The following is an 18,018-nucleotide window of genomic DNA, read 5'->3' as shown; positions in this document are numbered from 1 at the left end:
CTTTGCATAGATTCAAGGCTTGCATCATTTCCCTGCGCAACACCCAGACAGTGAGATGAGGGCAAGTCCGAAGTTTCAGCTTCGGGCTGTCCGGTTCTACGAGTGCCGTTGGTCGTCATAGGCGCTGCGTGTCTATGTCTGTTCTTAGCCGGTTCGTCGATCGTTTCCCGACCAACTTAGGATCGCTCGGGCCATGGCATGATACTCACCCGAGATTTCTTCGGCGACACTGAAGGGGGTGGGCCAGGGCGCTGTCAGGGTCGCCTCAATCTGTCCTGTCGTCAGTTTCAGCTCGGCGTCGTGTTTTGCAGCCAGACGGCGCATTTTTTGATTGGTGGCGAGGCACAACATATGGACTTCGCGAAATCCACGATTGCGGGCTGCGGTAACTATCCGCGACAGCAGTGCATCGCCGATCCCTAAGTCCTGCCAGACCGTTTCAACGGTGAAGGCCAGTTCAGCCACATGGTTGTGGCTGTCCGGAACAGCCCGCAATTCTCCGACACCGCGCAGGCAGGAATCGGGGAACGCGCCAAATACCAGCGCAGAATTTTTGAATATGCCTGCAAGGTACGCCTCAACAAAGGCCGCGCTGACCGGTACGCCAAATCGAGACGTCAGCGCTTCTGCATCGAGGCTCTTGAAATGGCTTTCTATTTTGGGCTTGTCGAATGCTCTGAGGCGTCGAATAGGGAGTTCATACATGGCGGAGCCTTGATTTGAACACGAACTGAAAGATCTGTTTCCTTTACTCAGAAGATATCATTTTTCTGCAATGCAGCATAGCGGCATCATGTCCGCATCGAGATTCCATTGCGTAGGTGCAAGAAAAATGGGTCGAAGAAATCTCCGACCCACTCTAGATAGCGAAATAGAGGATATCAGCCTACGGCGCGTTCACCTTCCGGGCGAAAACCGATGTCACTTGAGGCCGCAAAGCGCCCTCCGCCAGCTTTTTCGATTTTGCCGTCGCGTAGAAGCTGTCCGAAGGACTTCAGGCTTTCTTCGCGATTGAACTCATCCTGTTTCAGCGAGCGGACTTTGTTCATCAATTGCGGGCGCGAGAACTGTTCCTGCCCTTCGATGAAGGACAAATAGGCCGCAGCCGCTTCGAGAAGGTCGGACAGAGACTGAGCGCCCTGATCCTGTGCAAATTGTGCAAAGCCGCTTTCTTCTGACGCGTCCTCGGACTGATCCGAGGTGACACGGCGGGGGGTCACCGGGCCAGTATCCGCGTTGGGCGCGTCAATACGCTGCTCGGCGACCAGCTTCAGAGGGGCCGCCATGTCTGCATCAGGGCGTTTGCTGGTAACCTGAACATCATCCGGACGGCGGGGGCTGACGACCGAGGCCAAATCGCCACGATACTCTTCATCAGTCGCGGCCTGCTTGGCCACATCTTCCGCCGAGGTTGCAGCAACGGCCGTACGCAGATGGGAATAGGCCTCACGCGTGCCGCTTGCGGCCGGGTCGTCCATCTGCTCATCTGCTTTTGCCATCAGGCGCGAGACATCCTGATCCAGATCCGAGGACGCCGTGGTCGCTTGCGCATCCATTTCCTCTTCGATCTCGTCAATCTCGAGGAACAGGCTTTCTTCATCCTCAGCGGTCAGAACACCTTGCTGGTCGTCTTCTGCTTCGTCTGCTGGGCTAAGGATATTCTCAACCTCATCGCCGTCATCGGTCGCCGTCTCGGTGTCTTCGTCGAAGATCACCTCGGGGGCCTCTTCTTCCTCTGAGTCTTTAAACTCGATTTGCATTGGGGTCTCATCTTGCAAATCGAGCGGCGCCGATTCCATGGCTGGCGCATCCGGCAGTTCCGGCGCGTATGCCTCTTCAACGGCCTCGACGGCAGGTGCCTCGGTAGGGGCCGGGGCCTGAGGGGCCAGATCTCCGGGGCTCAGCGAACCTGCCGCAAAGGCGGCTGAGACAGCGTCCATCGGCGCGGGGGCGTCGGCCGTTAGGGGGGCGACCTCTTCCTCGGCATAGTTGTCCGTATCCACGTCCGAATGGGAAACAACCGCGCGGATGCGTTGCAGCTTGGCGGCCAGGCTATCGGGCGCCGGGTCCGCGTCGGCATCGACCGGCGCAGCTTCGGAAAAGAAAGATGCGGCAGTGTCTGTTTCAGGTGTCGCAGAGGGGGTCGGCTGGACAACATTCAGATCGGGCGATTGGGGCATGGCGTTATCCTGTGGCAGTGTCGCTTCAGGGGCGGGGGGCGTTTCAGTACGGGGGGGTGTTTCCGTCGCGCGCAGAAGCAGGCCGGTATCGCTCGGGCGCGCTTCGACTTGTTGCGCGTTGTCGCGCTGTGCAATCCGTGTCAGCATTTCGGCGTCAGGTTGCGGGGGTTCAGAACCAAAGTATCTGTCTTCTGCCGCAAGATCGCGGAAGTATTCGGCTATGGCTTTCATAGTCTCGAAAGAGTCGTCGAACCCTTCCAAAGTGCACGAGAAAGTCCCATAGGAAACGGTCAATACCTTGTTGTTCTGTACCATCAGACATGCGTCCTTTACAAACTAACTGAGCCGATCCGCCCGGACAGGGGCAACCCGATCGACTCGGAACTAACTGCATGAACCTATCATTTTGTGGTCTCAATGTGTCCAAATCCGGGAAAAATGATCAATCTGAGAAAAAATGGGTCTATTGTACGTTCAAATGGCCCAATCGGGCTGTTTGGAGGGGGGCAGATCGGCCCCGAAGACCTGAATTTGGTGCTGAATCGCGTCACATTTGCGGTCGCGGCAGACGGTGGAGCCTCGGTGCTGGTTGATTCGGGGCGGATTCCGGATGCCGTGATTGGTGATTTCGATTCGTTGTCCCCCGAAATCAGAACTCGTATTCCCCAGGATCGCCTTTTTCCGATTGCGGAACAGGACAGCACGGATTTCGACAAGGCACTGCGCAACGTGCAGGCCCCTTTGGTGTTGGGGGCCGGATTTCTGGGAGGGCGGCTGGACCATCAATTGGCGGTCTTAAACACTCTGGTCCGATATCCGGACAAGGCCTGCGTTCTGATCGGCTCGAATGAGGTCGTTTTCCACGCACCGCCCAACATCGTGTTGGATCTGGCGCCGGGCGAGGTCGTTTCTCTCTTTCCTCTGAAACAAGTTACCGGGCGCAGCCGTGGGTTGGAGTGGCCGATCGAGGGACTTCAATTCGATCCGAGCGGGCAGGTGGGCACCTCGAACCGTGTCATTTCAAAGGTTGAGCTTCAGATGGACGGCCCGGGCATGCTGGTGATGGTGCCGCGTAGCGCTCTGGATCAGGTCATGCAGGCGTTTCTGTCGGGGCAGAGCGCGCCGTGGCCCTCTCACGCAGAATGACATAGAGCCCGGCGGCGATCGTGATCAGGATGCCAAGCGCGGCCAGACCGTTCGGCAGGTCGTGAAAGATCAGCCAGCCGATCAGGGTGGCGACGGGGATTTCAAGATACTGCATCGGTGCCAGCGTGGCCGAAGGCGCATAGCGCAGCGACCATGTCATAAACAGATGGGCGACGGTCCCAAGCACTCCGATCGACAGAAGCAGCCAGTGTTCGTTGCCCGAGGGGAGGGCGAATGACAGCTCCCAGATATCAAACTGCGTTCCCCAGATCAGAAGGGGCAGCAGCAGGATTGTGGCAAACACGCCCGAGACGGCCTGCAGCGACATCGGGTCGGTCTCTTTGGCGATCTGGCGCGTTACCAGCATGAACAAGGCAAAAACAACTGCAACGATCAGCGGCAAAAGCGCGGGTAGACCAACTTCGGCAAAGCTGGGTTGAATGACCAGAAGCGTTCCGGCGAACCCGACGATACAGGCCGCAAGGCGGCGATGCCCGACCTCTTCGTTCAGTATGTATTTGCCGAGCATCAGCATGATGAAGGGCATCACGAAGGCGATGGCGACCGCATCAGCCAGGGGTAGGAATTGCAACGCCGAGAACATCGCGGTGATGCCCGCGATGTGCAAAAGTGTGCGGATCACGGTCAGTCGCAGAATACGGCCTCGCATGCGCCATGGCCTGCCGGTCATCGCGACCAAGGGCACAAGGATCGCCGCCTGAATGGCAAAACGCACGAAGACCAACAGCGCCAGTGGGGTTGTTTCCCCCAACAGCTTTGCCAGCGCATCCCCCATCGGGGCGAGCACACAGAAACCAAGCATCAGTACGATGCCGAATACGGGACGATCCTGAGTCATGGCCGCGACGCTAGCGGTTTCCCAAGGCCGAGAAAAGCTCTGTTCTCAAGCCTTCGGAAGTGGTTGGACCTTGGTGTAGTCCGGGCCGATGCAGGTGGGCAAATCATCGCTCAGTTTCAGCCACTCCAACTTCTCTTCATGTGAGACATGAAGTGTTGGCTGCAAGACTTCGGGGCTCTCTAGAGTCGCTACGTAAAGGTGAAGAACGTCCGACATCTTGGTCGACCGAAACGAGATCGGAGTTCCACAATGTGGGCAGAAACTCCGCTGGACTCCGGGCGAAGAGTTGAAGCGCTTAGGTTCTTCTCCGATCCAGCGCCATTGGCCATCGCGCACCCCGAAATAGGTCGTCATCGGAGCGGCACACTGGCGGCGGCAACTGTCACAATGGCATGAGACGCAGGACAAGACCGGAGGATCAACTTCATACGCAACCTTGCCGCACAAACAATGTCCGCGCATTGCGCCACCTCCTGTCTCACTTCAGCAGTTCGGGACGTTTACGGCCAAACCACCCAATGAGGTTTCTTTGTACTTCTCATGCATATCATGCCCGGTCTGACGCATGGTTTCGATCACAGCGTCCAGAGGTACAAAATGCTGCCCATCGCCACGCAACGCAAGCGACGCGGCCGAAACGGCCTTGATCGCGCCAAGGCCGTTGCGCTCGATGCACGGCACCTGAACCAGCCCTGCAACCGGATCGCAGGTCATGCCCAGATGGTGTTCAAGCGCGATTTCAGCGGCGTTCTCCACCTGCTCGGGCGTGCCACCCATCACGGCGCAAAGACCAGCCGCCGCCATCGCCGAGGCACTGCCTACCTCGGCCTGACATCCAGCCTCAGCTCCCGAGATCGAGGCGTTGAATTTCACCAGCCCCCCAATGGCAGCTGCGGTCAGAAGGAAATCCTCGATATGGCTTTCCGCCGCGCCAGGCACGTGGTCGAGGTAGTAGCGCAGTACCGCAGGCAGAACACCTGCCGCGCCGTTGGTTGGCGCGGTGACCACCTGGCCTCCGGCCGCGTTTTCCTCGTTCACGGCCATGGCATAGACGCTCATCCAATCGTTGATGGTGTGCGGTGCGGTCAGGTTCATGCCGCGCTCGGCCATCAGCGCATCATAGATACCCTTGGCGCGACGTCGGACGCTGAGGCCGCCGGGCAGGATGCCGTCGGTGGTCAGACCACGCTCGATACAGTCGTTCATCACCTGCCACAGTCGGGCAGAGCCCTTGGCAAAGCTATCCGCGCAGCCACGTGCGATTTCGTTGGCACGTTTCATTTCAGCAATGGACTTGCCGCTGGACTTGGCCATCTCCAACATCTCGACGGCGGATTTGAAGGGGAAGGGCACCGGGGCGCCTTCGTCGGTGGCTTTGCCAGCGGCCAGTTCCTCTTCGGTCAGAACAAAGCCGCCGCCGATCGAGTAGAAGACCTGCCGCAGTATCACATCGCCCTGCGCGTCGGTTGCCATCAGGATCATACCGTTGGGGTGGCCGGGCAGGTTGTGGTCGTAGTCAAAGACCAGATCGGTCTTTGGGTTGAAGGTCAGCGTCGGTAGCCCTTCAGGCGTTACCGTGTGCGTCTCAGCAATTGCGGCCAGCGCGGCCTCGGCCTTGTCGTTGTCATATGTGTCCGGCACGAAGCCGGCGAGGCCAAGAATGGTGGCGCGGTCGGTGGCATGACCCACCCCGGTAAAGGCCAGCGAACCGTGTAGCGAGCCGCGCAGCCCGGCAAATTCAAACGGCGATGCACGCATCATGTCCAGAAAACGCGCGGCGGCCACCATGGGGCCCATGGTGTGGGATGAGGACGGGCCGATGCCCACTTTGAACATATCGAAGACAGAGAGGAACATGTCAGATAGCTGAGCCTTCAGGAGGGTTGGCATAGATAGGTGAGGTGAACGGCGTGGCCCCAAGACCTTCGGCGGCTATTGCCGTTCGCGTTGCGGGACGCATCTCCAGCTGCGTCAGGATGCGCTGAAGATAGGGCGTATCGGCGAGTTGGTACCAGCTGCGGTCCGCATTGGATGGGTAAAGCGCCATCCAACGCATCATGCACGCGATATAGTATGTCAGAACTGAAGGCCGATCAGCGTTGAGCCAATCCGGTGTCTGCGCAGCGACTGCGTCCAGATTTTTCAGATGGGTGCGCAGCCTTGGACGTATTCCGGCCCGCAGGGGCTCGGCCTGTTTGGGGTCTATGTATTTCTCGGCATAAAACAGGATGCGCAGATCGGCATGGAGCGTGTTTGACGCGAAAAACAGCCATTTCAGAAAGGCGGCCCTGTCAGGGCTGTTTGACGCGGGCGCAAGTTGCCCATGGCTGTCGGACAGCCACAGCAGAATGGCAGCCGTTTCGAATATCGGCCCATGAGGGGTTTCGAGAACCGGGATCAGCCCGTTCGGGTTCAACGCTCGGTAGGCTGCGCTGTCTTGCGCGTTCTGACTACGATCAACCAGCACCGTCTCATAGGGCTGGCTCATTTCGTCCAGCACCAGCCGGATCACCAGCGAGGCGTTATCAGGGGCATAGTGCAGGCGATAGGGCGTCATCATACGGACTAGATATACAGCAACCGAAACCTGAAAAGCCTTGTTTGCGACGTTTCCGATAGGAAACGCGCAATTGAGCGACATCTTTCGCATCCGGGCGACGTGAATTGGGTCTCGAAGTTGGGTGGAGCATTGCATATAAGTCTTGCAGACTATTTGGGGAAGACTGCCAATGACCGCGGATTTGTCGCCAATCGACACAGCCAAATACGTTGCGGCGTACCGCGCGGCCGACATGGTCGAAGACGGAATGCGGGTGGGGCTGGGCACCGGCTCGACCGCCGCCTGGCTTGTTCGCCGTCTGGGCGAGCGTGTCCAGCAAGAAGGCCTGCGCATCAAGGGCGTACCAACCTCAACCCGAACCGCGCAACTGGCGCGTGAAGTCGGGATCGAGGTCGTGTCGCTGGATCAGGCCGGATGGTTGGACCTGACGATTGACGGCGCGGATGAGTTCGACGGTGATCTGAACCTGATCAAGGGCGGAGGCGGTGCGCATCTGCAGGAAAAAATCGTGGCAACGGCCAGCGACCAGATGGTGGTGATCGCCGATGCCGGGAAAGAGGTCGAAACGCTCGGCGCATTCCCGCTGCCGGTCGAGGTGATCCCCTTTGGCTGGCAGACCACTCGAACGTTGATCGAAGAAGTTCTGGACACGATGGATGTGCTTGGCACCAATTCAGCCCTTCGGATGAATGGTGAGGCCCCATTTGTGACCGATGAGGGCAATCATATCCTCGACCTGCATCTGCAAAGGATCGGCAATGCCCGGCAGATGGCGCTTGTTTTGAACCAGGTGCCGGGTGTCGTCGAGAACGGGCTGTTCATAGATATCTGCGACAAGGTCGTTGTGGGCTACGGCGATGGCCGGGTCGAGCTGCGCGATATCAATGCCGGAACCGTTGAGTTGGACCAGTTCCTTGATGGTGCCAAGGACAACCTGTTTTCGGATTTTTCGGACTGAGTGGAAGGCGCCATCCCAAGGACGTGTTGGAATATACTGGAAATTTACGCCTTTGGGGGTTGGCAGGGCGGTTTTCGCGCCCAGATATCCAAAGAATTTTGCAAGCTGAATGAAGGAACCCAGCATGAGCTTTGACTATGACCTCTTCGTAATCGGCGGAGGCTCGGGTGGGGTCCGCGCGGCGCGCGTAGCGGCTGGCGAAAACGGTGCCAAAGTGGCTCTGGCGGAAGAGGATCGATACGGCGGCACTTGCGTTATCCGCGGCTGCGTTCCCAAGAAACTGATGGTCTTCGCCAGTGAATATTCGGGGATGGTCGGTGACGCGCAGGCTTATGGCTGGGACATTCAGCCCGGAGCGTTCAACTGGAACACCTTCCACGACAAGCTGGTGACGGAACTGGATCGGCTGGAAGGTATCTACCGCAACATCCTGAAAAACAACGGTGTCGAGAGCTTCGATCAGCGTGCTAAAGTGGTCGATCCGCATACGGTTGAACTCGCCGATGGCACACGCAAAACTGCCAAGCATATCCTGATCGCGACGGGTGGCCGTCCGGTTGTGCCGGACTTCCCCGGCTCGGAGCTGGCGATCACCTCGAATGAAATCTTCCACCTTGAGAAGCTGCCCGAAAGCATCCTGATCGTCGGAGGCGGCTATATCGCCAGCGAATTTGCCGGGATCATGAACGGGCTGGGCGTCAAGACCACTCAGTTCTACCGCGGTGCGCAGATCCTGCGTGGATTTGACGAAGAAGCGCGTGGCCTGATCTGTGAAGAGATGCGCCAGAACGGTATCGACGTGCGTCTGGGCACCAATGTGCTTGAGATGACGAAAGAGGGCGACAAGATCCGGGTCAAAGCCACCGACGGGACCGAGGATCATTTCGACGTGGTCATGTATGCCACCGGGCGCACTCCGAATGCGGACAACTTGGGGCTTGAGGACGTGGGCGTCGAGCGTGGTCGCAAGGGCGAGATCATCGTGGATGAGTACAGCCAGACCGGCGTGCCCTCGATCTATGCGATTGGTGATGTGACCGATCGTGTGAACCTGACTCCGGTTGCGATCCGCGAAGGCATGGCCTTTGTTGAGACCGTCTTCAAAGGCAACCCGACCCCAGTGGATCATGAGCTGATCCCGACCGCGATTTTCACCCAGCCCGAATTCGGCACCGTGGGCCTCAGCGAGGAAGAGGCCGCAGCGCAGGAACCGATTGAGGTCTATGCGACCTCGTTCAAGCCGATGCAGAAATCCTTTGCCGGTGGCACTCAGCGGGTTCTGATGAAGCTGATCGTGTCTCAGGCGACGCGCAAGGTGCTGGGCTGCCACATCGTGGCGCCTGGCGCGGGTGAGATGATCCAGTTGGCTGGCATTGCCGTCAAAATGGGCGCGACCAAGGAAGATTTCGACCGCACGGTTGCAGTTCACCCGGTCATGGCCGAAGAACTGGTGACAATGCGGCAACCTGTACGCACGGCTTGATTTGCAACTGCGCGCAACCAAGTTACAAGGAACACCGTGATCACACGGTCAAACACAAGGGAATAGACACATATGGCGGGCAACAGCGGTGGCCCCTGGGGGGGCGGAGGCTCCTCTGGTGGTGGAGGAAATCGGGGTAACAACGGTGACGGGCGCAAGCCTCCCGAAGGGGAGAGCCCGCAGATCCCCGAAATCGATGAACTGATGAAAAAAGGGCAAGAGCAGCTGCGCGTCCTCATGGGCGGTCGTGGCGGCGGTGGCCGTGGCAGCAACGGTTCAGGCGGTGGCGGCGGTGGTCCGATCTTTACCAAGGGAACCGTGGCGATTGGTGCATTGGTTGCGATCGGCCTCTGGGCTGCGGCCAGCTTTTACACCGTTAAGCCCGAAGAACAGTCGGTTGAACTGTTCCTTGGCGAATTCTCGGCTGTTGGAAACCCAGGTCTGAACTTTGCACCTTGGCCGTTCGTAACTGCCGAAGTCATCCCTGTTACACGGGAACAGAACGAAGACATGGGCGGCGCGCGTGGAAGCGACGACGGTCTGATGCTGACCGGTGACGAAAACGTGGTCGATATCGACTATCAGGTCGTTTGGAACATCAACGACCCCGCCAAGTTCCTCTTTAACCTGCGCGACCCCCGCCAAACGATTCAGGCGGTGTCGGAATCGGCGATGCGTGAGATTATCGCGCAAAGCGAACTTGCTCCGATCCTGAACAGAGACCGCGGCATTATCGCAGAACGTCTGCAAGAGCTGATTCAGGCGACAATGGACAGCTACGATTCGGGCGTGAACATCGTTCGCGTGAACTTCGACAAGGCTGACCCGCCGCAGGACGTGATTGCCGCGTTCCGTGACGTTCAAGCCGCTGCGCAGGAAAGGGATCGTCTGCAGAACGTCGCGGATGCCTACGCAAACCGTGTTCTCGCGGAAGCGCGCGGTGAAGCTGCTCAGGTTCTGGAAGAAGCCGAAGCCTATCGCGCCCAACAGATCAACAGCGCCCAAGGTGAGGCCAGCCGCTTCAGCGCGGTTCTGGAGGAATACTCCAAAGCGCCGGATGTAACACGCAAGCGTCTGTATCTGGAGCGCATGGAGCAGGTTCTGGGTGACGTGGACAAGATCATCCTTGACGAAAACACCGGCGGCTCGGGGCAGGGCGTTGTGCCGTACCTGCCGTTGAACGAACTGCGTCGTACCCCTGCAGCGGAGAGCAACTGATGCGTAAAACGACATTTATCCTACCCGTCGTCTTCCTCGCGATTGTCGGTGTTCTGTCCTCGATCTTCATCGTGGATGAGCGTGAACGCGCTCTGGTTCTGCAGTTTGGTCGCGTTGTTGCGGTCAAGGAAGAGCCCGGATTGGCGTTTAAAATCCCTCTGATTCAAGAGGTTGTGCGCTATGATGACCGCATCCTGTCGATCGACGTGCAGCCGCTTGAGGTAACACCTCTTGATGACCGTCGTCTGGTGGTTGATGCCTTCGCACGCTACCGGATTTCGGATCTGGAGCAGTTCCGTCAGGCCGTTGGTGTTGGCGGTATTCCGGTTGCCGAGGATCGTCTGGACCGTATCCTTCGTGCGGAAACTCGGGAAGTTCTGGGTTCGGTCTCCTCGCGGGATATCCTCAGCTCGGACCGTGCGGCTCTGATGCTGCGTATCCGCAACAGCGCAATTGCCGAGGCACGCGCGCTGGGCGTCAACGTCATCGACGTGCGCCTGAAAGCCACCGACCTGCCGCAGGCGAACCTTGAAGCGACCTTTGATCGGATGAAAGCCGAGCGGGAACGGGAAGCAACCGACGAACGCGCCCGTGGTAACGAAGCCGCGCAGCGTGTCCGCGCGCAGGCCGACCGGACCGTGGTTGAACTCGTGTCAGACGCCAACCGCGAGGCCGAGATCATTCGCGGTGAGGCCGACGCCGAACGCAACGCGATCTTCGCCGAAGCCTTTGGCAAAGACCCCGAGTTCTTTGAATTCTACCGCTCGCTGTCCGCCTATGAGCGCGCGTTGCAGGGCGGGAACAGCTCGATGGTTCTCAGCCCGGATTCAGAGTTCTTCAACTACCTGAAATCGCCCACCGGGCAGGCGACCCAATAATGGGTATGATCCTTCTGGCCTTCGGGCTGGTGCTGATTGTCGAGGGGCTGGCCTATGCGCTGGCCCCTTCGCTTATTGAACGTATGTTAGAGGCGCTGCGCACGCTACCAGAACAGGCGCGGCGTTTGGCAGGGCTGCTCTGTGTTGTTAGCGGTCTTGTGCTGCTTTGGGGCGCCTATCAGTTGGGGTTTTGACCTGCTGACCTCACTTGCCGGTGATTTCCCCGCGATCCTCAGTTGCGAGCGTGATCAAACCGACTACATTGGGTGGAAAGATAGTCTGCCTTAGGGCGGTCTGTATGAAATTGACGACAAGGAGTTCCCAAGTGCAGGCACAAGCGCGCAGTATTTCCGTCCGGCGGGACGATGGTGTTGGTTTCATGCGACTGATGTGGCTGACCTTCGGAGCGATGGTTCTGATCGCAGCGCAAACGGTTGCGGCTTATGCACGAGGGGAAAGCCTTGCGCCGCTGGCCGAACAGATCAGTCCGGCGGTGGTCAATATCACAACGTCGACCCTGATCGAAGGTCAGACCGGGCCGCAGGGGATCGTGCCCGAGGGCTCTCCGTTCGAAGACTTCTTCCGCGAGTTTCAGGATCGCAACGGCGATAATGGCGACCGCCCGCGCCGCAGCAATGCGCTGGGGTCGGGGTTCGTGATCTCGGAAGACGGTTTTATCGTTACAAACAACCACGTCATCGCCGAGGCCGATGAGATCCTGATCGAGTTCTTCCCCGGCGATGGTCAACCCGTGAAGGAACTGCCTGCCAAGGTGATCGGCACGGATGAGAAAACCGATATCGCTCTGTTGAAAGTCGAGGCTTCGGGCCCTCTCCAATACGTTCAGTTCGGCGACAGCGACACGGCGCGCGTCGGTGACTGGGTGATTGCCATGGGCAACCCGCTGGGGCAGGGGTTCTCGGTTTCGGCGGGGATCGTTTCCGCCCGTAACCGCGCGCTCAGCGGGTCCTATGACGACTACATCCAGACCGACGCGGCGATCAACCGGGGCAACTCGGGTGGTCCCTTATTCAACATGGATGGTCAGGTCATTGGCGTGAACACTGCGATTCTGTCGCCCAACGGCGGCTCGATCGGTATCGGGTTTTCGATGGCTTCCAATGTCGTGACCAAGGTCGTCGACCAGCTGCGTGAGTTCGGCGAAACCCGCCGGGGTTGGTTGGGTGTACGGATTCAGGATGTGACCGAAGACATGGCTGAGGCGATGGGTCTGGATAAACCCGGTGGCGCGCTGATCAGCGATGTACCGGAGGGTCCCGCGAAAGAGGCCGGTCTGAAAGCAGGGGACGTGATCCTCAGCTTTGACGGGGTCGAGGTTGAAGATACGCGCGGTCTGGTACGACAAGTCGGTGAGACGACCGTGGGCAAATCAGTTCGTGTGGTGGTACATCGCGACGGTGGCACTCAGACTATTCTGGTCACACTCGGGCGCCGTGAGGATGCGGAGCGTGCCGAAACGAGTGAGGAAGATACTCCGGACGCGCCAACCGACGAAAACGCTGACATTCTGGGCCTGACCATTTCACCGCTGACAGATACGCTGCGTGAAGACCTGGGCCTCGATGCCGAGGCGGACGGTCTGGTCGTGACCGAGGTTGATGAAGCCTCGGAAGCCTTTGCCAAGGGTCTGCGCGCGGGTGACCTGATCACCGAAGCTGGACAGCAGAAGGTCGAATCCATCAGCGACCTTGAGGCGCGTATTGAAGAAGCTACAGAAGCCGGGCGCAAATCGCTGCTGCTGTTGGTACGCCGTGGCGGCGACCCGCGCTTTGTCGCGCTGAGCCTTGAGAACTAAGCTCATCACATAACTACCGAAATGGGCCGGGGATTTCCCCGGCCTTTTTCATATTTGGTCCGGCAAAAAGAAAATAAGCCATATGCCTTTTGGGCATATGGCTTAGGTACAGGGAGAGATCAGTGGACAGATATCGGGGATGAATACTGATCTCCTACGGTAACAGGTTTACCCTAGGGCACTGACATCCGAGTCGTCTGTGAACAAGATCACAAAAGGTCAGATCAGGTCCGATTCAGCCAAAGCGCGCAATGCCTCGATGTCGTGGATCAGCAATCCGCCCCGCGATGCCTCGACCACATTGTCCCGTTTCCAGATCGAAATGGTTTTCGAGACGGCCTCACGGGTGGCCCCAACGAATTCAGCCAATTCACTTTGCGACAGGGTAATGCGTTCCGTGGGATCGTCCTGCAGAGACGACAGGTGCAGCAGTTTGCGCGCCAGTCGAATCGGCATCGGCAGAAAGACCTGCTCGTTCAACTGCGAGCTCATCGACCGCATCCGCAATCCGGCCAGACGGACCATATCAACGGCGAGATCGGGGTGTTGGCGGATTTGCTCCATCACGTCCCTGCGACGCACGCGCAGAACCCGAGAAGGTTCAGCAGCCGCAACAGTGGCAGTGCGAGGGCCGCTGTCGAACAGGGCTATCTCACCGAAAACCTCGCCCGGACGCATGAGCGTCAGAGCCAGCTTTCGGCCGCTCATGGCCAGGAACGACACTTCGAGCGTCCCTTCGACGATGGCATATAGCGCATCGCCTTCGTCATCCTGATCGAACAGGGTTTCGTTTTTATCCAAAGAGATTTCCGTCGCCAGCGCCGAGAGCATCTCGCGCAGGCCTTCGGATGCATCGGACAGGAAGCCGCTATTTGGGAATACCGCCATTCGGGTACTAATCTCCGGAGTAGGATGGTGAGTGGTTACTCAATTATTCACAGCAAGGTCAACAAGCCAAGCGGTTTCCTCGATGTAGTATCAAAGTGATATCATTGAGGCTATTGGTCACTTACTGGCGATCGGGGTCTTCTAGATAGCTTTGCAGGCGGTGGAACTGGAACATCAGGAAGGCCATCAACGCGATGGGAAAGGCGAAGGTTTCGATCTTGACCCACAGATCGGTGGACATCGTGCGCCAGACAATCTCATTGGCGATGGCCAGAACTGCAAAGCAGGCACAGAGGCGCCGCGTCAGGATCATCCAACCTTCGTGCTTCATCGGCAGCATCTCGTCTAGAACGTAGGCGAGGTAGGACTTGCCCTGCAACAACCCGATCCCGAGGATGACCGAGAAGAACCCGTAGACCAGCGTGGTTTTCATCTTGAAGAACCGCTCATCATTGAACCAGGCGGTCAGGCCACCAAAGAAGATCACCATAAAGGCGGTAAATATCTGCATCCGGCTGAGCTTGCCAGTCAGGAACCACAAGATACCCATTGCCGCCAACATCAGCGGGACAAAGAGGATAGTGGCAATGATGAAGCCTGAATACTCGATACCGCCGATCAGAAAGCTGTCATCGCGCAGACGCAGGTAGATGAAGAAGAAGGCCAGCGGGGGGCCCAGTTCCAGCACCTGTTTCAGGAACGGGTTGATTTCTTTTTTGCCTGTCATCGTGGTGTCCTGCTGTTCATGCGCCCATTTCAACGATTACAGCGCCCAATGCAATCAGTGCCATCAGGGCGATGCGCCTTGGGCCAACGGTTTCTTTCAAAACCAACCAGCCGATCAAGGCTGCAAATACAGTTGATGTTTCGCGCAGTACAGCCGCTTCTCCGACTTTGTCCAATCGGGTGGCCAGCATGATGGCTCCGAATGACAGTGGCGCGATCAAGCCGCCTGCAAGCCCGCGCAGCATCAGCGGACCTAGGGAAGGGCGGTTGATCATGGCACGCCATCTGAGGAACGCGTAGATCGGCATCGCGAAGCCGTCGATCATGAAGAACCAGGCCAGAAAGGTGAACGGATCAGCGGTGGCGCGGATGCCATAGGCGTCATAGGTCGTGTAGAGCGCTACGAAGAGACCGGTGGCAATCGCCAGGGTGAGAGCGATGCCCAGAGTCTCACGGTTGGTTTCCAGAAACCGGAAGTTATAGGCAGCCAGCCCGAAGATACCGGCCAGAAGGACGGCCACACCGAACCATTGCATGCCTGTGAAGGTTTCTCCGAACAGAAGGTAGGCTCCGATTACGGTAAAAAGCGGTCCGGTGCCGCGAACGACCGGGTAGACCACAGTGTAGGAGCCTTTGGTATAGGCCAAGGCCTGAAGGATCTTGTAGGTGATGTGGATCAGCCAGACGATACCGAAGATCGGCCACATATAGGGTTCGGGCCACGGCACGACGAATAGGGCAAAGGGGATGGCCATCAGGCAATAGCAGGCGTCAATAGCGCCCCGGGACAGCCACGGATCGTGGCGGCCCTTTTGCAATGCTCCGAAGACCGCGTGCAGGAAAGCAGCCATCAACGCTAGGCCTAGGGCGAGGGTGTGGCCCGCTTCCGTGCCTTCGAGTGAGATCAGCCAGTCGCTCAATTGTCAGAACTTGTCCAGTGTGACGAGGCTGGGGGCCGTCTGCCCCCAGACCCCCGAGGATATTTTCAGCCAGATGAAGAGGCGGATCAGTTTTGGTCGAGGCCTGTTAGCGCGGCCGCGAATTCTTCCGGGTCGAACGGGGCGAGGTCGTCTATTTGCTCTCCGACGCCGATGGCGTGGATGGGTAGGCCGAACTTGTCGGCCAGCGCGACCAGCACGCCGCCTTTGGCTGTGCCGTCCAGTTTGGTCATCACAAGGCCCGACACATCGGCGAGTTTGCGGAAGGTTTCCACCTGGCTGAGGGCGTTCTGGCCCGTGGTCGCATCCAGCACAAGCAGCGTGTTGTGCGGCGCGGTCTCATCGACCTTGCGGATCACGCGGACGATCTTGGCCAGTTCCTCCATCAGGTCGGCTCGGTTTTGCAGGCGGCCTGCGGTATCGATCATCAGAAGGTCGGCACCGTCCTGTTGCGCTTTGGTCAGGGCGTCAAAGGCAAGGCTTGCGGGGTCCGAGCCTTCGGGCGCGGTCAGAACCGGGACGCCAGCGCGGTCACCCCAAACCTGCAGTTGTTCTACGGCGGCGGCGCGGAAGGTGTCTCCGGCGGCGATCACGACCTTCTTGCCCGCGGATTTGAACTGGCTGGCCAGTTTGCCGATGGTTGTGGTCTTGCCCGAGCCGTTGACGCCAACCACCAGAACCACTTGCGGGCGTTTGGGGTAGATTGGCAGGGGGCGGGCGACCGGCTCCATCACGCGGGCCACTTCCTGCGCCAGCAGTTGCTTGATCTCTCGGGACGAGAGTTTGCGGCCAAAGCGCCCTTCAGCCATGTTCGAGGTGACGCGCAGGGCCGTGTCGACGCCCATGTCGGAGGCAATCAGAAGCTCTTCGAGCTGTTCCAGCATATCGTCATCCAGGGTCCGGCGGATTTCGGCCTTGGTTTCCGTACGGCTGAACAGGCGACCCAGCAACCCGCTGGATGCGGGTTGGTCTTCGGGTTGCGGAGCGGTTTCCTGCGGCTGCGGGGCGGGTTCTGGCGTTTGCGCCACAGGCTCAAGCACGGTAGCTTCCTCGCCTCCGTCTTCGACAATGGCGTCCAGCCCTTCCTCAAGACGGGATGAGGATTTGAACAGCTTGTCCTTCAGCTTTGAAAAAAACGCCATTATCGGTCTCCGCAGGTGTTCCCCTCCACCTAATGTGGATTTGCCGGAGTTGCAAAGGGTCAGGTGAAGGCGATCAGTAGTCCAGCCTGCGCAGCCCAATAGAGCGGCCACACCAGATAGGGTGTCAGCTTCAGTGCCGGGTGGTCTTGGGGCAGCAGAAACTTCTCGGTCGCCAGCACGAGGTCCGATGCGATGAAGGCCAGTGCTGCAGGCAAGGCCCAACGCAGCATTCCGGTCTCGGGCAAAGACAGAACTGCGACGCCCATGCCGAGGATGATCGGGATGTACATCAGAACCGGGAGTTTTAGCTCTCCAGCGCGCGGGGCGAGCAAAGTGGCGGCAACGATCCCCAGAATGAGGAGCGACCAGAAATATCCCGGCCGTTCCAGAATGAGGTCAAAGTTGCTGCCAGGGTACGTCAGGAAAAGCGCGATGTAAGCGATATGCCCCGCAGCAAACGCGCCGATCCCTGCCATGAAGGTGGTGTCGGACTCTCGCGACAGCAGAGCATCCCCAATCGCGCAGAGGCCCAAGGCGACAACCAGCAAGGTCGCGCCACCGCTGAGGAGAGCGACGAGCGCCAGCACAGCAACCGAAGCGGTTTTCAGAACGGTGCGGAGCACGCTTGCCGGGCGCGGGGACAGCGGCAAATAGGCCAACGCGCAAGCGGCGGCGAGCCAAAATAGCAGGTGTGTCACATCGGTCCCCTCTGTCGTGTTCGGGACCACTGTTCTTTGCGGTGGCACGCGGCACAATAATGACGTGGGGGCAGGCGAATACCGGCGTGGTGATTGGCCATGCCCGCCCGCATCTGACACTATGGCCTCATGTTGAGGCATCTTGTGATTCTATTGGCGCTGTCGGCGCAGACGGCGGGCGCGCAAACGGCGCTGTCCGGGGCCGAGTTCGATGAGTACACGCAGGGCAAAACCCTGTTTTATGGCTTTGAAGGGCAGGTTTATGGGGTTGAGCGATACTTGCCCAACCGCCGCGTGATCTGGTCGTTTCTGGACGGACAGTGCAAAGAAGGCGTCTGGTATCAGCGCGAGGATCAGATTTGTTTCGTCTACGAGGACCGGCTGGACCCGCAATGCTGGGTATTCACTCGCTCGGGCGGTGGGCTGATCGCGCAGTTCGAAGGCGACCCACAGGCGACCGAACTCTACGAGGCAGAAGACCTCGGGGAAGATATGGTGTGTCTGGGTCCCGAGGTCGGAGTTTAACCT

Annotated in this window: 19 protein-coding genes; 8 read left to right on the top strand and 11 right to left on the bottom strand. The window is 58.8% G+C overall.

Features of this window, described 5'->3' with window-relative positions:
* Nucleotides 1–144: 144 nt before the first annotated feature.
* Nucleotides 145–705 carry an N-acetyltransferase family protein gene (locus tag ACP15L_RS04995; RefSeq protein ID WP_425083359.1) on the bottom strand — a complete coding sequence of 187 codons (561 nt, stop codon included), beginning with the start codon at nucleotides 703–705 and terminating at the stop codon, nucleotides 145–147.
* 176 nt (nucleotides 706–881) lie between these two features.
* Nucleotides 882–2,495, bottom strand: coding sequence for a hypothetical protein (locus tag ACP15L_RS04990; RefSeq protein ID WP_425083358.1), 1,614 nt, complete (start codon nucleotides 2,493–2,495; stop codon nucleotides 882–884).
* 123 nt (nucleotides 2,496–2,618) lie between these two features.
* Between ACP15L_RS04990 and ACP15L_RS04985 the strand changes: the two genes are divergently transcribed.
* Nucleotides 2,619–3,326 (top strand): thiamine diphosphokinase, encoded by a 708-nt coding sequence (locus tag ACP15L_RS04985; RefSeq protein ID WP_425083357.1) that lies wholly within the window; start codon nucleotides 2,619–2,621, stop codon nucleotides 3,324–3,326.
* On the opposite strand, the gene ACP15L_RS04980 is transcribed toward ACP15L_RS04985, so the two are convergent.
* Genes ACP15L_RS04980 through ACP15L_RS04965 form a run of 4 tightly spaced genes read right to left on the bottom strand, consistent with a single transcriptional unit; the run spans nucleotide 3,271 to nucleotide 6,745 of the window.
* On the bottom strand, nucleotides 3,271–4,185 hold the full coding sequence (locus ACP15L_RS04980) for a DMT family transporter (RefSeq protein WP_425083356.1): 915 nt from the start codon (nucleotides 4,183–4,185) through the stop codon (nucleotides 3,271–3,273). The two genes, ACP15L_RS04985 and ACP15L_RS04980, sit on opposite strands and share 56 nt — an antisense overlap.
* 45 nt (nucleotides 4,186–4,230) lie before the next feature.
* Nucleotides 4,231–4,647: a GFA family protein gene (locus ACP15L_RS04975; protein ID WP_425083355.1), complete on the bottom strand. Its 417-nt coding sequence runs from the start codon at nucleotides 4,645–4,647 to the stop codon at nucleotides 4,231–4,233.
* Nucleotides 4,648–4,668: 21 nt separating this feature from the next.
* Nucleotides 4,669–6,042, bottom strand: coding sequence for an L-serine ammonia-lyase (locus tag ACP15L_RS04970; protein ID WP_425083354.1), 1,374 nt, complete (start codon nucleotides 6,040–6,042; stop codon nucleotides 4,669–4,671).
* A 1-nt stretch (nucleotide 6,043) separates the two neighbouring features.
* Nucleotides 6,044–6,745 (bottom strand): glutathione S-transferase family protein, encoded by a 702-nt coding sequence (locus ACP15L_RS04965; RefSeq protein WP_425083509.1) that lies wholly within the window; start codon nucleotides 6,743–6,745, stop codon nucleotides 6,044–6,046.
* A 169-nt stretch (nucleotides 6,746–6,914) separates the two neighbouring features.
* Between ACP15L_RS04965 and rpiA the strand changes: the two genes are divergently transcribed.
* The 6 genes from rpiA (at nucleotide 6,915) to ACP15L_RS04935 (ending at nucleotide 13,098) form a co-directional block, all read left to right on the top strand.
* Nucleotides 6,915–7,703, top strand: coding sequence for a ribose-5-phosphate isomerase RpiA (gene rpiA, locus ACP15L_RS04960; protein WP_170457893.1), 789 nt, complete (start codon nucleotides 6,915–6,917; stop codon nucleotides 7,701–7,703).
* A 124-nt stretch (nucleotides 7,704–7,827) separates the two neighbouring features.
* Complete coding sequence (gene gor, locus ACP15L_RS04955) at nucleotides 7,828–9,186, top strand: glutathione-disulfide reductase (RefSeq protein WP_425083353.1); 1,359 nt, start codon at nucleotides 7,828–7,830, stop codon at nucleotides 9,184–9,186.
* Nucleotides 9,187–9,258: 72 nt separating this feature from the next.
* Nucleotides 9,259–10,404: an FtsH protease activity modulator HflK gene (gene hflK / locus ACP15L_RS04950; RefSeq protein WP_170470140.1), complete on the top strand. Its 1,146-nt coding sequence runs from the start codon at nucleotides 9,259–9,261 to the stop codon at nucleotides 10,402–10,404.
* Nucleotides 10,404–11,282, top strand: a complete 879-nt coding sequence (hflC, locus tag ACP15L_RS04945) for a protease modulator HflC (protein ID WP_170689879.1) — start codon at nucleotides 10,404–10,406, stop codon at nucleotides 11,280–11,282. Before hflK ends, hflC begins: the two co-directional genes overlap by 1 nt.
* Nucleotides 11,282–11,476, top strand: coding sequence for a DUF2065 domain-containing protein (locus ACP15L_RS04940; RefSeq protein ID WP_170381551.1), 195 nt, complete (start codon nucleotides 11,282–11,284; stop codon nucleotides 11,474–11,476). Before hflC ends, ACP15L_RS04940 begins: the two co-directional genes overlap by 1 nt.
* Before the next feature lie 185 nt (nucleotides 11,477–11,661).
* The gene (locus ACP15L_RS04935; protein ID WP_170376863.1) at nucleotides 11,662–13,098 is read left to right on the top strand and encodes a Do family serine endopeptidase; all 1,437 of its coding nucleotides are present in this window, start codon (nucleotides 11,662–11,664) and stop codon (nucleotides 13,096–13,098) included.
* A 219-nt stretch (nucleotides 13,099–13,317) separates the two neighbouring features.
* Here the strand turns inward: ACP15L_RS04935 and ACP15L_RS04930 are convergent, their stop codons facing one another.
* The 5 genes from ACP15L_RS04930 to ACP15L_RS04910 form a co-directional block, all read right to left on the bottom strand.
* Nucleotides 13,318–13,986: a Crp/Fnr family transcriptional regulator gene (locus tag ACP15L_RS04930; protein WP_170376330.1), complete on the bottom strand. Its 669-nt coding sequence runs from the start codon at nucleotides 13,984–13,986 to the stop codon at nucleotides 13,318–13,320.
* 121 nt (nucleotides 13,987–14,107) lie between these two features.
* Nucleotides 14,108–14,713, bottom strand: a complete 606-nt coding sequence (locus tag ACP15L_RS04925; RefSeq protein WP_170765682.1) for an inner membrane-spanning protein YciB — start codon at nucleotides 14,711–14,713, stop codon at nucleotides 14,108–14,110.
* A gap of 16 nt (nucleotides 14,714–14,729) precedes the next feature.
* The gene (locus ACP15L_RS04920) at nucleotides 14,730–15,632 is read right to left on the bottom strand and encodes an EamA family transporter (protein ID WP_425083352.1); all 903 of its coding nucleotides are present in this window, start codon (nucleotides 15,630–15,632) and stop codon (nucleotides 14,730–14,732) included.
* Nucleotides 15,633–15,718: 86 nt separating this feature from the next.
* On the bottom strand, nucleotides 15,719–16,792 hold the full coding sequence (gene ftsY / locus ACP15L_RS04915; protein ID WP_425083351.1) for a signal recognition particle-docking protein FtsY: 1,074 nt from the start codon (nucleotides 16,790–16,792) through the stop codon (nucleotides 15,719–15,721).
* A gap of 59 nt (nucleotides 16,793–16,851) precedes the next feature.
* Nucleotides 16,852–17,490, bottom strand: coding sequence for a lysoplasmalogenase (locus tag ACP15L_RS04910; RefSeq protein WP_425083350.1), 639 nt, complete (start codon nucleotides 17,488–17,490; stop codon nucleotides 16,852–16,854).
* A 129-nt stretch (nucleotides 17,491–17,619) separates the two neighbouring features.
* Here ACP15L_RS04910 and ACP15L_RS04905 point away from each other — a divergent pair, with 129 nt between their 5' ends.
* Complete coding sequence (locus ACP15L_RS04905) at nucleotides 17,620–18,015, top strand: hypothetical protein (protein WP_425083349.1); 396 nt, start codon at nucleotides 17,620–17,622, stop codon at nucleotides 18,013–18,015.
* Nucleotides 18,016–18,018 lie beyond the last annotated feature (3 nt).

The sequence above is a fragment of the Ruegeria profundi genome, assembly GCF_049800715.1.
Taxonomy (GTDB): Bacteria; Pseudomonadota; Alphaproteobacteria; order Rhodobacterales; family Rhodobacteraceae; genus Ruegeria; species Ruegeria profundi_A.
The sequence above is the reverse complement of the archived record's forward strand: the minus strand, read 5'-3'. Positions and strand labels throughout refer to the sequence as shown.